Consider the following 12538-nt stretch of genomic DNA (forward strand, 5'->3'; position numbering starts at 1 on the left):
CAGGAACTCGCATGACCCCCGCCGTCACCGCCATTCTCGCCAAGTACGAAGCGACCTCGCCTGCCGTGAAGGCGAACCTCGCGCGCATCCTGATGCACGGGCGGCTCGGCGGGACGGGCAAGGTCATCATCCTGCCGGTCGACCAGGGCTTCGAGCACGGGCCGGCGCGGTCGTTCGCGATCAATCCGCCCGCCTACGACCCGCACTATCACTATCAGCTGGCAATCGACGCCGGGCTGAACGCCTTCGCCGCGCCGCTGGGGATGATCGAGGCGGGGGCGGATACCTTCGCCGGTCAGATCCCGACGATCCTCAAGGTCAACAGCTCGAACAGCTGGGCCACGTCGGTTCAGCAGGCCCAGACCGGCAGCGTCGGCGACGCGCTGCGGCTGGGCTGCGCGGCGATCGGTTATACGATCTATCCGGGCTCCGACGACATTTTCGCGTCGATGGAGCTGCTGCGCGGGCTGCGCGAGGAAGCGGACGCGGTCGGCCTCGCGACGGTGGTGTGGAGCTATCCGCGCGGCGGCACCCTGACCAAGGACGGCGAGCTGGCGCTCGACGTCGGCGCCTATGCCGCGCACATGGCGGCGCTGCTCGGCGCGCATATCATCAAGGTCAAGCTGCCGAGCGACCATATCGAGCAGGCGGAGGCGAAGAAGGTGTACGAGGGCACCGATTGGTCGAAGCAGGCCGACCGCGTGCGCCACGTCGTCCAGTCGAGCTTCGCCGGCCGACGCGTCGTCGTGTTCTCGGGCGGCGCGTCAAAAGGGACGGACGCGATCTATCAGGACGCACGCGACATCCGCGACGGTGGCGGCAACGGCTCGATCATCGGCCGCAACACGTTCCAGCGGTCGCGCGAGGACGCGCTGGCGATGCTCGACAAGCTCGTCGCGATCTACAAGAACGAGGAGTGATCGACCGGCGCGCGCTGGTCGGCGGCGCGACGGTCGCGACGCTGCTCGGCGGCACCGCCGTCGCGGCGGGCGGGGCGGCTGACCGGTACGGCATGATCGGCCGGATTACGGCGAAGCCGGGGCAACGCGCGGCGCTCGCCGGGCTGCTGCTGGCGGGCAGCGCCGATATGCCCGGGTGTCTCAGCTACGTCGTGTCGGAGGATCTCGCCGACCCGGATGCGCTGTGGGTGGCGGAGGCGTGGGACAGCAAGGCGAGCCACGCCGCCTCGCTGTCGCTGCCGGGCGTGCGCGCGTCGATCGCCGGGGCGCGGCCGCTGATCGCGGACTTCACCACGACCGCCGAGGTGAGGCCGCTGGGCGGGACCGGGCTGGGTCGACGCTGATGGTCGAGCGGACGGAGGCGCCGGACCCGCGCTGGGCCGAGGTGGACGGCTATATCGCCGACCGGCTGCTCGGCACCGACGAGACGCAGGCGGCAACACTGGCGGCGAACGCGGCGGGCGGACTGCCGGATATCGACGTGTCGCCAGCGCAGGGGCGGATGCTGCACCTGCTGGCGCGGATGGCAGGGGCGCGGCGCATCCTGGAGGTGGGCACGCTTGGCGGCTATTCGACGATCGAGCTGGCGCGGGCGCTGCCGGCGGTCGGGCGGCTCGTGTCGCTCGAGATCGATCCGCATCATGCCGCCGTCGCGCGCGGGAACATCGCGCGGGCCGGAATCGCCGACCGCGTCGAGGTGCTGGTCGGGCCCGCCGCCGAGACGCTGGCCACGCTGGACGGGCCGTTCGACTTCTTCTTCATCGACGCCGACAAGCCGTCCAACGTCACCTATCTGCGCGAGGCGCTACGGCTGGCGCGGCCGGGCGCGACGATCGTCGTCGACAACGTGATCCGCGAGGGCAGGGTGCTCGACGCTTCGAGCGACGACTCGCGCGTCGTCGGCACCCGTGCATTGTTCAACGCCATCGCCGCCGAGCCGCGCCTCACCGCGACGGCCGTGCAGACGGTCGGCGTGAAGAAGTGGGACGGGTTCGTGCTGGCGATCGTCACCGGCTGAGCCAGTTCCGTCAGTCGGGCCGCACAACCGCAAAGTGGAAGCGGTAGGGCCGCGGTGCGGGCTGTTCGCCCGCGACGCGATCCGGGCTGACGCTGTCGAGCACCAACCCCGGCGCCGCCGGCTCGCCGAGCGTCAGGTCGCGCGTCATCCGGGTGCGGCCCCGCACGATCGTCGCGCGCACCACCAGCCGGCCCGCCCAGACGCACCGCGCGTTCATCGGGCAGCGGCTGTCCTCGACGACCCGCACCGGCATCACACGATAGGGGCCGACGCGCTGTGTCTGGTGGAGGCCGATCGACCTGGCATCGGCGGCGGTGGCCAATATCATGGTGGTGGCGAGAAGAAGCGTGCGCATGACCGGGAGGTGGCGGAAGTCGGCTGAGCGCGGGCTGAACCGCCCGCCGGTTTGCTCCTCCCCCGGCGGGTGGCTAGGGGATGGCGATGCCACAGCCAGACCTGACCGAAGACCCGCTGGGTCCGCTCGATCCCGACTTCGCGGCGCGGTTCCGGCGCGATATGCGGCGGCCGCCGTGCCAGCTGTATCTCGTGTCGCCGCTCGATACCGGCGGCGACTTCCCGGACCGGCTCGCCCGCGCGCTCGATGCCGGGCCGGTGGCGGCGTTCCAGTTCCGGGTGAAGGAGATCGACCAGCACGAGGCGGCGCGGCTGGCGGAGCCGTTGCAGCGGCTGTGCGCCGATCGCGACGTCGCCTTCATCGTCAACGATTCGGTCAGTCTGGCGAAGCGGCTCGGCGCGGACGGGGTGCACCTGGGGCAGGACGACGGCGATGCGATGGAGGCGCGCCGCCTGCTCGGGCCGGAGGTGCAGATCGGGGTGACCTGTCACGACAGCCGCCACCTCGCGATGGAGGCGGGCGAGGCGGGGGCGGATTACGTCGCGTTCGGCGCGTTCTATCCGACGGTCACCAAGGAGGTGCGGCACCGCCCCGACCCCTCGATCCTCGGCTGGTGGGCGTCGATGTTCGAGCTTCCCTCGGTCGCGATCGGCGGCATCGTGCCCGCCAACGCAGCACCGCTGGTCGCGGCGGGCGCGGACTTCCTGGCGGTCAGCGCCGGGGTCTGGGACGACCCGGCCGGCGAAGCGGCAGCGGTCGCCGCGTTCGCGAAGGCGCTGGAGGGATAGAAAGCGCACCCGGACCGTTCTTGCGCCAGCGTAACGGTTTGAGGTGATCGGCATGACCAAGTGGATGCTCGCGGGCGTAGCAGGAGTGGCGCTGGCAGGGGCCGCGCTGGCCCAGTCGACCTCCCGACCGACCGCTCGACCGGCACCGGCATCCAGCCCCGCCGTCGCGGACCCCGGCGCGATCGACCAGGACATCATGCACGTACAGGTGATCCTCGACCATCTCGGCTTCTCGCCCGGCACGCTCGACGGGCGCGCGGGGATTTCGTTGACGGCGGCGCTGAAGGGTTTTCAGGAAGCGCGCGGCCTGACAATTACCGGCAGGATCGATCAGCCGACGCTCGCGGCCCTGCATCCTTATGCGGCGTGGCGACCGACGGTTCGACTGCGGTTGACGGAGGCGGCGCTGGCCGGGCCTTACGTCAATCCGATCCCACACAGCGAGATGGAGCAGGCGAAGTTGCCCTCGCTCGGCTATCGCAATCCGCTCGAGAAGCTGGCGGAGATGTTCCACACCACGCCCGACGTGCTGATCCGGCTCAACTCGCGCGAGACGCAGTTGACGCCCGGCACGATGGTGGTGTTTCCCAACGCGCTGCCCAGCAGCCGCGCCTACGACACCAGCCTGAAGCCCGACTGGCAGCAGACACTGGCGTCGCTCAACGTCGACGCCGTCCAGCCGCAGGGCGAGAAGATCGTCGTCGACAAGTCCGACGGGGTGCTCCGCGTGCTGGACGCGGCCGGCAAGCTGGTCGCGCAGTTCCAGGTGACCACCGGCAGCGAGCACGACCCGTTGCCGCTGGGCACCCACAAGGTCACGGTGATCGACCGCAATCCCAAGTTCCACTACAATCCGGACCTGTTCTGGGACGCCAAGGCGACCGACAAGGCGGCGATGCTGCCGCCGGGGCCGAACGGTCCGGTGGGCGTCGTGTGGCTGGACCTGAACATCCCGCATTACGGTATCCACGGCACGCCGGAGCCGCAGTATATCGGCCGCACCGAAAGCCATGGCTGCGTCCGGCTGGCGAACTGGAACGCGGCCCGGCTGGCGCAGATGGTCAAGCCGGGGGTCGTCGTGGTCTTCCAGGCCTGACGCCATGACGCGGATCGGGTGGATCGTCCTCGGGGGTATCGTGCTGGTGGTCGCCTTGTTCGCCTCGCTGCTGTCGTTCGGCGGCGAGCGCGTGGTTGGGTCGCCCAAGGTCACGTTCGATCCCACCACTACCGTTGCCGAAACGACGCCCGGCCTGCCGGCGCTTCAGGTGCCGGTGGCGGGTGTAGCTCGCGGCCAGATCGCCGATAGCTGGGGCGATGCGCGCGGCGAGGGTCGCCAACATCACGGCACCGACATCATGGCGCCGGGCGGCACGCCGGTGCTCGCCGCCGCCGGGGGTACGATCGAGAAGCTGTTCCAGAGCCGGCTGGGGGGGACCACGCTGTACCAGCGCTCCGCCGATCGGCGCTGGACCTTCTATTACGCGCATCTCGCCGGCTACGCCGCGGGCGTGCACGAGGGGCAGGCGGTGCGCGCGGGTGAGGTGATCGGCTATGTCGGCGATACCGGCGATGCGGGGGCGGGCAACTACCACCTCCACTTCGGCCTCGCGCGCGTGTCGCCCGAGCAGCACTGGTACGAGGCGGATGACGTGAACGCCTATCCGGCACTGCGCGGGCGGTGACCCCTCTCGCTGCGCGCTACCGGAGCGCCTTCTTGGCAGATCGAGCGCCCCTCGCTACATCGCGGCATCGGGCCGACGGCCCCGGCTCTTTCCAGCAGGTCAAGCTCCATGAAGATCAGCGGCGTGGACATCCGTCCCGGCAACATCATCGAATATGAAGGCGGCATCTGGCGCGCGGTGAAAATCCAGCACACGCAGCCCGGCAAGGGCGGCGCGTACATGCAGGTGGAGCTGAAGAACCTGATCGACGGGCGCAAGAACAACGTCCGCTTCCGTTCGGCGGAAAGTGTCGAGCGCGTGCGGCTGGACACCAAGGACTTTCAGTTCCTGTTCCGCGACGGCGACCAGCTGACCTTCATGGACAAGGACAATTACGAGCAGATCGCGCTCGACGCCGGCATCCTGGGCGATGCGGCGGCGTTCCTGCAGGATGGCATGGACGTGGTGCTGGAACTCTATGACGAGCGCCCGATCTCGGTCGAACTGCCGAGCACGATCGAGGCGATGATCGTCGAGGCTGATGCGGTCGTGAAGGGGCAGACCGCCTCGTCCAGCTACAAGCCCGCGATCCTCGACAACGGCGTCCGCGTCATGGTGCCGCCGCACATCGGCGCCGGGACGAAGATCGTGGTCGACGTCTACGAGCAGACTTACGTCAGGCGCGCGGATTGATGCGACGTTGGTGGCGCCGACTGTTCCCCGCGCCGCCGCCGCCATCGGTATACCTGTTCCGGCACCTGCGTGGGGAGGGGGCCGGGTACGACCTCGACGACCTGATGACCCGTCATGAGGGCGATCCGGCCTATCAGGACGTGATCGACACCGTTCTAGAGATGATGCTCGAGCATCGGGATCAGGCGCTCGATCGTTCGGCGGCACGGTCCGCGCTGCAAGGGCTGGCCATGCGCCTCGCTTCACAAGGTAGATAGATGCCCACCCATTCCGGCCTACTCACCATCATGGAGCGCGCCGCGCGCAAGGCGGCGCCGCGGCTGCGGCGCGACTTCAACGAGGTCCAGCAGCTGCAGGTCAGCCGCAAGGGTCCGGCCGACTTCGTGTCGATGGCCGACCGCCGCGCCGAGCAGACGATCTTCGAGGAGTTGAGCCACGCGCGGCCCGACTGGAGCTTCCTGATGGAGGAGCGCGGCGAGATCGTCGGCGACCCGGCCAAGCCGCGCTTCATCGTCGATCCGCTCGACGGCACCAGCAACTTCCTCCACGGCATCCCGCACTTCGCGATCTCGATCGCGGTCGAGGAAACGATGGCCAACGGGAAGCGCGAGATCACGACCGCGCTGGTCTATCAGCCGCTCACCGACGAGAGTTTCTGGGCGGAGAAGGGTAAGGGCGCCTGGAACACCGACCAGCGGCTGCGCGTCTCGGCACGGCGCGAGATGTCGGAGGCCCTGATCGCGACGGGCATCCCGTTCATGGGTCACGGCGACTTCGTCCAGTGGAGCCGCATCTTCGGTGCGGTCGCGCCACAGGTGGCGGGCATCCGCCGCTTCGGCTCCGCCGCGCTCGATCTCGCCTGGGTCGCGGCGGGGCGGTACGACGGCTATTGGGAGAGCGATCTGCAACCGTGGGACGTCGCGGCCGGGCTGTTGCTGATCAAGGAGGCGGGCGGCTTCGTCACCGACTTCCGCGGCGGCGACCGGCCGATGGAGCGCAACGAGTTCCTGGCCGCCAACGACGTGCTGCATTCGAAGCTGCACAAGCTGGTCGCGGGGGCGCTGCGCTAGGTTGCAAAAGGCGGTTCAATGCCTTGCTCCCCCTAACGGGCGCGCCTAAAGCGGGCACGTTCCGTTCGCACTTGCGAGAGACAATTTGGTCGACCTGTCGCACTATCTGCCGATCCTGCTGTTCCTGGGCGTGGCGCTCGTGCTGTCGAGCGCGTTCGTGTTCCTGCCGATGGTCGTGTCGCGCCTGACCGGCGCGCACAAGCCGACGCCGGAGAAGCTGTCGGAGTACGAGTGCGGCTTTCCCGCGTTCGAGGACCCGCGCAGCCAGTTCGACGTCCGCTTCTATCTCGTCGCGATCCTGTTCATCGTCTTCGATCTGGAGGCGGCGTTCCTGTATCCTTGGGCGGTCAGTGTGTTTCATCTCGGCTGGACCGCATGGTTCGCGATGATGATCTTCATCGCCGAACTGGCGCTCGGGCTCGTCTATGCGTGGAAGAAAGGGGCGTTGGATTGGGAATGACGCCTTCTCTCGTCGGCCATTCCGGCCCCGTCGAACTGCAGCCCGGCCCTGACGCCGGGGTCGCGGTGACGCCGCCCGATCAGGCTTTCTTCGACAGCCTCAACGGGGAGCTGACCGACAAGGGCTTTCTGGTCACCTCGACCGAGGATCTGTTCCAGTGGGCGCGCACCGGCTCGCTGTGGTGGATGACGTTCGGTCTCGCCTGCTGCGCGGTGGAGATGATCCACGTCAACATGCCGCGCTATGACCTGGAGCGGTTCGGCGCCGCGCCGCGCGCCAGCCCGCGCCAGTCGGACGTGATGATCGTCGCGGGCACGCTGTGCAACAAGATGGCCCCGGCGCTGCGCCGCGTCTACGACCAGATGTCGGAGCCCAAATACGTCATCTCGATGGGGTCGTGCGCGAACGGCGGCGGCTACTACCATTACAGCTATTCGGTGGTGCGCGGCTGCGACAGGATCGTGCCGGTAGATATCTACGTGCCGGGCTGTCCGCCGACCGCGGAAGCGCTGCTCTACGGGATCATGCAGCTGCAGCGGAAGATCCGCCGGAGCGGGAGCATCGAGCGATGAACGCGGCGCCGTCGCGCTGGCGGTTTGCGGTGCTGCCGCTGGTCAGCTTCAGCATCCTGCTGCCAAACCTGATGCGTGACCGCCACCTGCTCGCGGGGGCATGGCCGGCGTGGCGGGGTATGATCCTAGACACGCTGCTGGTCGCCGCCGGTGCCGTGCTGGTCGCTGGCGTGGCGTTCGCTGTCCACGCCTGGCGTGAGGCGAAGCGGCATGCGTAGCCCGGCGCCCGCCTATGCCGTCGATCTGAACGACGCGACGATCGACGCGGCGCGCGCGGTGCTCGGGCCGATGCTGGAAGAGGCATGGGCGCGGGTCGGCGAGGTGCAGCTGTATGTGCGGCGTGACGACATCGTCGCCGCGCTGACGGCGCTGCGCGACACGCCGGGGCTGGAATATCAGCAACTGATGGAGATCGCCGGGGTCGACTATCCCGAGCGCCCCGAACGCTTCGCGGTGGTCTATTGCCTCCTGTCGCTGACCCGCAACCATCGCGTGCAGGTGCACGTCTGGACCGACGAAGAGACGCCGGTGCCGTCGGTGACGGGGCTGTGGCCGGTCGCGGGGTGGCTGGAGCGTGAGGTCTACGACCTGTTCGGCGTGCTGTTCGCGGGCAACCAGGATCTGCGCCGCATCCTGACCGACTACGGCTTCCGCGGTCATCCGCTGCGCAAGGACTTCCCGCAGACCGGCTATACCGAACTGCGCTATTCTGAGGAGGAGAAGCGCGTCGTCTATCAGCCGGTGCAGCTGGCCCAGGATTTCCGCACCTTCGACTTCATGTCGCCGTGGGAGGGCGCCGACTATACGCTGCCCGGTGACGAGAAGGCGGCCGACGGCGCCGGGCTGCCCGAGGCCAAGGGAGCGCAGACGCCGTTGTCGGCCGACGCGATCGCCAAAGCGGGCGCGGCGCAGACCGACAAGGTGAAGCCGACCGATCCCAAGGTGACCGAGACCACCGCGCAGTCCGGTGCCGGCCAGCCGCATCCGGGCAACAAGCCGGCCGAGAAACCCGCCGCCGCGGACGTGCCGCCGCCGGCGACGGGCAAGGGGCAGAACCAGTGAGCACCGACACGATCACCGCGCCCGCCGACATGCCTGCGCCGGCGACGACGGACATCGACCCCTATGTCTCCGAGCTCCTCCACGAGCCCACGCCGGGCGAGGAGACGACCGGCGACGTCACGATCACCAACTACACGATCAACTTTGGGCCGCAGCATCCGGCGGCGCACGGCGTGCTGCGGCTGGTCATGGAGCTGGACGGCGAGATCATTGAGCGGATCGATCCGCATGTCGGGTTGCTCCATCGCGGCACCGAGAAGCTGATCGAGTTCAAGACCTACGCGCAGGCGTTGCCCTATTTCGACCGGCTGGATTACTGCTCGCCGCTGTGCATGGAGCACAGCTTCGTGCTTGCGATCGAGAAGCTGCTCGATCTGGAGGTGCCGCTACGCGCGCAGTATTTGCGCGTGTTCTTCGCCGAGCTGACACGCATCTCGAACCACATGCTCAACCTCGGGAGCCACGTCATGGACGTGGGCGCGATGACGCCGAACCTGTGGCTCTTCGAGGTGCGGGAGGACTGCTACAATTTCTTCGAGCGCATGTCGGGCGCGCGGATGCACCATAATTACTTCCGGCCGGGCGGCGTGCATCAGGACGTGCCGCTCAAGCTGCTGACCGACATCGCCGACTGGCTGGACGACCGTTTCACGCGGCTGTTCGAGGACGCGATCTCGCTCGTCGCGGACAACCGCATCTTCAAGCAGCGCAACGTCGACATCGCCACGGTCAGCCGCGAGGACGCGATCGCCTGGGGCTTTTCCGGGCCGATGATCCGCGCGGCAGGGCTGCCCTGGGATCTGCGAAAGTCGCAGCCCTATGATGTCTATGCCAGGATGAAGTTCGACGTGCCGGTAGGCACGCGCGGTGATTGCTACGACCGCTTCATGGTGCGCGTGGAGGAGTGCCGGCAGTCGGCGCGGATCATGAAGCAGTGCCTCGCCGAGATGCCGGAGGGGCCGGTCCAGAGCCTCGACCGCAAGGTGATGCCGCCGCCGCGCGCGGACATGAAGCGGTCGATGGAGGCGCTCATCCATCACTTCAAGCTCTACACCGAGGGCTATCACGTTCCGGCGGGCGAAGTGTACGTCGCGACCGAAAGCCCCAAGGGCGAGTTCGGCGTGTATCTGGTCGCCGACGGGAGCAACAAGCCGTATCGTTGCAAGATCAGGCCGACCGCGTTCAGCCACCTGCAGGCGATGGACTTCATGAGCCGGGGGCACATGCTGGCGGACACGACGGCGATCTTGGGGGCTATGGATATCGTGTTCGGGGAGTGCGACCGGTGAGCACTGAAAAACCCGCCTCAGTTGTTCGGGACCACTTGGCTGGTGTCCGTAGCTTCGAATGCGACGTAAACGTGGCACCGGACAGTCAGTGGACTGTCGTGTCGGGTAAATTTGTACATAGAATGTCAGTTCAGCAGTCGTACCGCTTCATAACGCAAGCATGGGACTTTCCCATTGTATCGGGTTTCGTGAGTGAAATCAGCGGCACTGATGCCCTTGCCGAGCTTCAGCTTGATAACGGGAACGGCTACATGAAGCAGGTGGCGGCGCAATACCGTGTGGATGATGGGCGCATTGTGCAGGCTAGTCTGAAAGTTTCTCAAGCGAGCCAGATGCATGGCTGAAGCTGCCACTATTCCCGACGGAACCGAAGTCCGCGCGCGTTGGGGTTCCTTCGCGTGGTCGGAGGAGAACGTCCGCAAGGCGAACGAGATACTCGGGCGCTACCCCGCCGGGCGCGAGCAGTCGGCGTCGCTGCCTCTGCTAGACCTCGCGCAGCGGCAGGTCGGCGCGGAGACGGCGACGCAGGGCTGGCTGCCCGTGCCGGTCATCGAGTTCGTCGCGCAACAGATCGGCGTGCCGTACATGCGCGTGTTCGAGGTCGCGACCTTCTACACCATGTTCAACCTGGCGCCGGTCGGGCGCTTCCACGTCCAGGTCTGCGGCACGACGCCGTGCCTGCTGGCGGGCTCCGACGATGTGCTGGCGGCGTGCAAGAACCACGGGCTGACCAAGGGCCGGACGACGCCGGACGGGCTGTTCACGCTGACCGAGGTCGAGTGCCTGGGCACCTGCGCCAATGCGCCGATGGTGCAGATCAACGACGATAATTACGAAGACCTCGACTACGACCGCACCACGGCTGTGCTTCAGGCGCTGGCGCGCGGCGAAATACCCGCGCCGGGCTCGACGACTGGGCGGCGGGCGAGCTGTCCCGCCGGCGGCCCGACTTCGCTGACCGCGATGGTGGATGCGAACCACGATTATTGTGGCGAGTGGGGTGACGTGGCGATGCCGGACGCGGTGCAGCGGGAGGCGGCGCATGGCTGACGATTTTTTGGTGGAACTGCTGAAGGGCATCCAGACGAACATCGCAGAGCTCGGCCGCCGGATGGATCGGCTGGACTCTCGGATGACGAGCATGGAAGATCGCTTGGAGCGGATCGAGCGCCGTCAAACGGCGGCGCAACACTTTCATCAGCAGGTTCTTGTCCATCTTACGAGCATCGATGAGAGGATCGACAACTTCAGTGCTGAACTCGTGGGTCTTACGCGTCGCGTTGCCGCGCTGGAGGCACGCGGCTAATGCTCGCTGACAAGGACCGCATCTTCACCAACGTCTATGGGTTCCAGCCGTGGAACCTGCCCGCCGCGCGTGGGCGGGGCGATTGGGACAATACGAAGGCGCTGCTCGACCTCGGGCAGGACAAGATCATCGACGCGATCAAGGCGTCGGGTCTGCGCGGGCGGGGCGGGGCAGGGTTCCCGACCGGCACCAAATGGTCGTTCATGCCCAAGGAGCCGAAACCCGACCGGCCGAACTTCCTGGTCATCAATGCCGATGAGTCCGAGCCGGGGTCGTGCAAGGACCGCGAGATCATCCGTCACGATCCGCACAAGCTGATCGAGGGCGCGCTGGTCGCGGGCTTCGCGATGCGGGCGCGCGCCGCGTATATCTACATCCGAGGCGAATATATCCGCGAGGCGGAGGTGCTGTTCGCCGCCGTCGCCGAGGCGTACAACGCCGGACTGGTGGGAAAGAACGCCTGCGGCTCGGGCTATGATTTCGACGTCTTCGTCCATCGTGGCGCGGGGGCGTATATCTGCGGCGAAGAGACCGCGATGCTGGAATCGCTGGAAGGCAAGAAGGGCCAGCCGCGTCTCAAGCCGCCCTTCCCGGCGGGCGCGGGGCTGTACGGTTGCCCGACCACGGTCAACAACGTCGAGAGCATCGCGGTCGCACCGACCATCCTCCGGCGCGGCTCGCCCTGGTTCGCGGGCATCGGCAACAAGGGCAACGAGGGCACCAAGCTCTTCCAGATCAGCGGCCACGTGAACACGCCCTGTGTCGTCGAAGAGGCGATGAGCATCCCGTTCCGCGAGCTGATCGAGAAGCATTGCGGCGGAATCAGGGGCGGCTGGGACAATCTGCTCGCGGTGATCCCCGGCGGCTCGTCGGTGCCGTTGGTGCCGGCTGCGCAGATCATGGACGCGCCGATGGATTTCGACGGGCTGAAGGCGCTAGGCTCCGGCCTCGGCACGGCGGCGGTGATCGTGATGGACAAGTCCACCGACATCGTCCGCGCGATCGCGCGCCTCAGCTATTTCTACAAGCACGAGAGCTGCGGCCAGTGCACGCCGTGCCGTGAGGGCACCGGCTGGATGTGGCGCGTGATGGAGCGGCTGCGCACCGGCGACGCGGACTTGTCGGAGATCGACATGCTCCAGCAGGTGACCAAGCAGGTCGAGGGCCATTCGATCTGCGCGCTCGGCGATGCGGCGGCGTGGCCGATCCAGGGGCTCATCAAGCATTTCCGGCCCGAGCTGGAGCGGCGGATCAACGAGCGCGGCGGCGATCTGGCACCGATGATGGAGGCGGCGGAGTGAGGGG

At 67.6% G+C, this 12538-nt stretch carries 19 protein-coding genes; 18 read left to right on the forward strand and 1 reads right to left on the reverse strand.

The window, feature by feature from the left end:
* The first annotated feature begins 11 nt into the window (after positions 1-11).
* From ACOFKS_RS12080 to ACOFKS_RS12090, 3 genes are read left to right on the forward strand one after another with little or no spacing between them, the layout of a single operon-like run.
* Complete coding sequence (locus ACOFKS_RS12080; RefSeq protein WP_419809495.1) at positions 12-920, forward strand: class I fructose-bisphosphate aldolase; 909 nt, start codon at positions 12-14, stop codon at positions 918-920.
* The gene (locus ACOFKS_RS12085; RefSeq protein WP_419809496.1) at positions 917-1303 is read left to right on the forward strand and encodes a putative quinol monooxygenase; all 387 of its coding nucleotides are present in this window, start codon (positions 917-919) and stop codon (positions 1301-1303) included. Before ACOFKS_RS12080 ends, ACOFKS_RS12085 begins: the two co-directional genes overlap by 4 nt.
* Positions 1303-1977 (forward strand): O-methyltransferase, encoded by a 675-nt coding sequence (locus ACOFKS_RS12090; protein WP_419809497.1) that lies wholly within the window; start codon positions 1303-1305, stop codon positions 1975-1977. Before ACOFKS_RS12085 ends, ACOFKS_RS12090 begins: the two co-directional genes overlap by 1 nt.
* Positions 1978-1987: 10 nt before the next feature.
* On the opposite strand, the gene ACOFKS_RS12095 is transcribed toward ACOFKS_RS12090, so the two are convergent.
* Positions 1988-2332 (reverse strand): hypothetical protein, encoded by a 345-nt coding sequence (locus ACOFKS_RS12095; protein ID WP_419809498.1) that lies wholly within the window; start codon positions 2330-2332, stop codon positions 1988-1990.
* An 86-nt stretch (positions 2333-2418) separates the two neighbouring features.
* On the opposite strand from ACOFKS_RS12095, the gene thiE reads away from it, so the two are divergent.
* The 15 genes from thiE (at position 2419) to nuoF (ending at position 12534) form a co-directional block, all read left to right on the forward strand.
* Positions 2419-3120 (forward strand): thiamine phosphate synthase, encoded by a 702-nt coding sequence (gene thiE / locus ACOFKS_RS12100; protein WP_419809499.1) that lies wholly within the window; start codon positions 2419-2421, stop codon positions 3118-3120.
* Between the two features lie 52 nt (positions 3121-3172).
* Complete coding sequence (locus tag ACOFKS_RS12105; protein WP_419809500.1) at positions 3173-4216, forward strand: L,D-transpeptidase family protein; 1044 nt, start codon at positions 3173-3175, stop codon at positions 4214-4216.
* Between the two features lie 4 nt (positions 4217-4220).
* Positions 4221-4802, forward strand: coding sequence for a M23 family metallopeptidase (locus ACOFKS_RS12110; RefSeq protein WP_419809501.1), 582 nt, complete (start codon positions 4221-4223; stop codon positions 4800-4802).
* Positions 4803-4910: 108 nt separating this feature from the next.
* Complete coding sequence (gene efp / locus ACOFKS_RS12115) at positions 4911-5474, forward strand: elongation factor P (RefSeq protein ID WP_419809502.1); 564 nt, start codon at positions 4911-4913, stop codon at positions 5472-5474.
* Positions 5474-5731: a hypothetical protein gene (locus ACOFKS_RS12120; RefSeq protein ID WP_419809503.1), complete on the forward strand. Its 258-nt coding sequence runs from the start codon at positions 5474-5476 to the stop codon at positions 5729-5731. The genes efp and ACOFKS_RS12120 overlap by 1 nt, the downstream gene beginning before the upstream one ends.
* Positions 5732-6544 (forward strand): inositol monophosphatase family protein, encoded by an 813-nt coding sequence (locus ACOFKS_RS12125; protein WP_419809504.1) that lies wholly within the window; start codon positions 5732-5734, stop codon positions 6542-6544.
* Between the two features lie 85 nt (positions 6545-6629).
* Entirely contained in the window at positions 6630-7004 is a 375-nt protein-coding gene (locus ACOFKS_RS12130; RefSeq protein ID WP_419809505.1) for an NADH-quinone oxidoreductase subunit A, read from the forward strand.
* Complete coding sequence (locus ACOFKS_RS12135) at positions 7001-7576, forward strand: NuoB/complex I 20 kDa subunit family protein (protein ID WP_419809506.1); 576 nt, start codon at positions 7001-7003, stop codon at positions 7574-7576. The genes ACOFKS_RS12130 and ACOFKS_RS12135 overlap by 4 nt, the downstream gene beginning before the upstream one ends.
* Positions 7573-7794: a hypothetical protein gene (locus tag ACOFKS_RS12140; protein WP_419809507.1), complete on the forward strand. Its 222-nt coding sequence runs from the start codon at positions 7573-7575 to the stop codon at positions 7792-7794. Before ACOFKS_RS12135 ends, ACOFKS_RS12140 begins: the two co-directional genes overlap by 4 nt.
* Positions 7787-8638: an NADH-quinone oxidoreductase subunit C gene (locus ACOFKS_RS12145; protein WP_419809508.1), complete on the forward strand. Its 852-nt coding sequence runs from the start codon at positions 7787-7789 to the stop codon at positions 8636-8638. Before ACOFKS_RS12140 ends, ACOFKS_RS12145 begins: the two co-directional genes overlap by 8 nt.
* On the forward strand, positions 8635-9927 hold the full coding sequence (locus ACOFKS_RS12150) for an NADH-quinone oxidoreductase subunit D (protein WP_419809509.1): 1293 nt from the start codon (positions 8635-8637) through the stop codon (positions 9925-9927). The genes ACOFKS_RS12145 and ACOFKS_RS12150 overlap by 4 nt, the downstream gene beginning before the upstream one ends.
* Complete coding sequence (locus tag ACOFKS_RS12155) at positions 9924-10271, forward strand: hypothetical protein (RefSeq protein WP_419809510.1); 348 nt, start codon at positions 9924-9926, stop codon at positions 10269-10271. Before ACOFKS_RS12150 ends, ACOFKS_RS12155 begins: the two co-directional genes overlap by 4 nt.
* Positions 10264-10977 (forward strand): complex I 24 kDa subunit family protein, encoded by a 714-nt coding sequence (locus ACOFKS_RS12160; RefSeq protein WP_419809511.1) that lies wholly within the window; start codon positions 10264-10266, stop codon positions 10975-10977. The genes ACOFKS_RS12155 and ACOFKS_RS12160 overlap by 8 nt, the downstream gene beginning before the upstream one ends.
* Complete coding sequence (locus ACOFKS_RS12165) at positions 10970-11233, forward strand: hypothetical protein (protein WP_419809512.1); 264 nt, start codon at positions 10970-10972, stop codon at positions 11231-11233. The genes ACOFKS_RS12160 and ACOFKS_RS12165 overlap by 8 nt, the downstream gene beginning before the upstream one ends.
* Positions 11233-12534, forward strand: a complete 1302-nt coding sequence (gene nuoF / locus ACOFKS_RS12170) for an NADH-quinone oxidoreductase subunit NuoF (protein WP_419809513.1) — start codon at positions 11233-11235, stop codon at positions 12532-12534. The genes ACOFKS_RS12165 and nuoF overlap by 1 nt, the downstream gene beginning before the upstream one ends.
* Positions 12535-12538 lie beyond the last annotated feature (4 nt).

Origin of the sequence: Sphingomonas sp., from assembly GCF_965200135.1 — a bacterium.
Lineage (GTDB): Bacteria > Pseudomonadota > Alphaproteobacteria > Sphingomonadales > Sphingomonadaceae > Sphingomonas.

What these genes read in the sequence shown, in the direction of transcription:
- ACOFKS_RS12080 (WP_419809495.1), top strand. Translation starts at nt 12, where the DNA reads ATGACCCCCGCCGTCACCGCCATTCTCGCCAAGTACGAAGCGACCTCG.
- ACOFKS_RS12090 (WP_419809497.1), top strand. Translation starts at nt 1,303, where the DNA reads ATGGTCGAGCGGACGGAGGCGCCGGACCCGCGCTGGGCCGAGGTGGAC.
- ACOFKS_RS12095 (WP_419809498.1), bottom strand. Translation starts at nt 2,332, where the DNA reads ATGCGCACGCTTCTTCTCGCCACCACCATGATATTGGCCACCGCCGCC.
- thiE (WP_419809499.1), top strand. Translation starts at nt 2,419, where the DNA reads ATGCCACAGCCAGACCTGACCGAAGACCCGCTGGGTCCGCTCGATCCC.
- ACOFKS_RS12105 (WP_419809500.1), top strand. Translation starts at nt 3,173, where the DNA reads ATGACCAAGTGGATGCTCGCGGGCGTAGCAGGAGTGGCGCTGGCAGGG.
- ACOFKS_RS12110 (WP_419809501.1), top strand. Translation starts at nt 4,221, where the DNA reads ATGACGCGGATCGGGTGGATCGTCCTCGGGGGTATCGTGCTGGTGGTC.
- efp (WP_419809502.1), top strand. Translation starts at nt 4,911, where the DNA reads ATGAAGATCAGCGGCGTGGACATCCGTCCCGGCAACATCATCGAATAT.
- ACOFKS_RS12120 (WP_419809503.1), top strand. Translation starts at nt 5,474, where the DNA reads ATGCGACGTTGGTGGCGCCGACTGTTCCCCGCGCCGCCGCCGCCATCG.
- ACOFKS_RS12125 (WP_419809504.1), top strand. Translation starts at nt 5,732, where the DNA reads ATGCCCACCCATTCCGGCCTACTCACCATCATGGAGCGCGCCGCGCGC.
- ACOFKS_RS12135 (WP_419809506.1), top strand. Translation starts at nt 7,001, where the DNA reads ATGACGCCTTCTCTCGTCGGCCATTCCGGCCCCGTCGAACTGCAGCCC.
- ACOFKS_RS12140 (WP_419809507.1), top strand. Translation starts at nt 7,573, where the DNA reads ATGAACGCGGCGCCGTCGCGCTGGCGGTTTGCGGTGCTGCCGCTGGTC.
- ACOFKS_RS12145 (WP_419809508.1), top strand. Translation starts at nt 7,787, where the DNA reads ATGCGTAGCCCGGCGCCCGCCTATGCCGTCGATCTGAACGACGCGACG.
- ACOFKS_RS12160 (WP_419809511.1), top strand. Translation starts at nt 10,264, where the DNA reads ATGGCTGAAGCTGCCACTATTCCCGACGGAACCGAAGTCCGCGCGCGT.
- ACOFKS_RS12165 (WP_419809512.1), top strand. Translation starts at nt 10,970, where the DNA reads ATGGCTGACGATTTTTTGGTGGAACTGCTGAAGGGCATCCAGACGAAC.
- nuoF (WP_419809513.1), top strand. Translation starts at nt 11,233, where the DNA reads ATGCTCGCTGACAAGGACCGCATCTTCACCAACGTCTATGGGTTCCAG.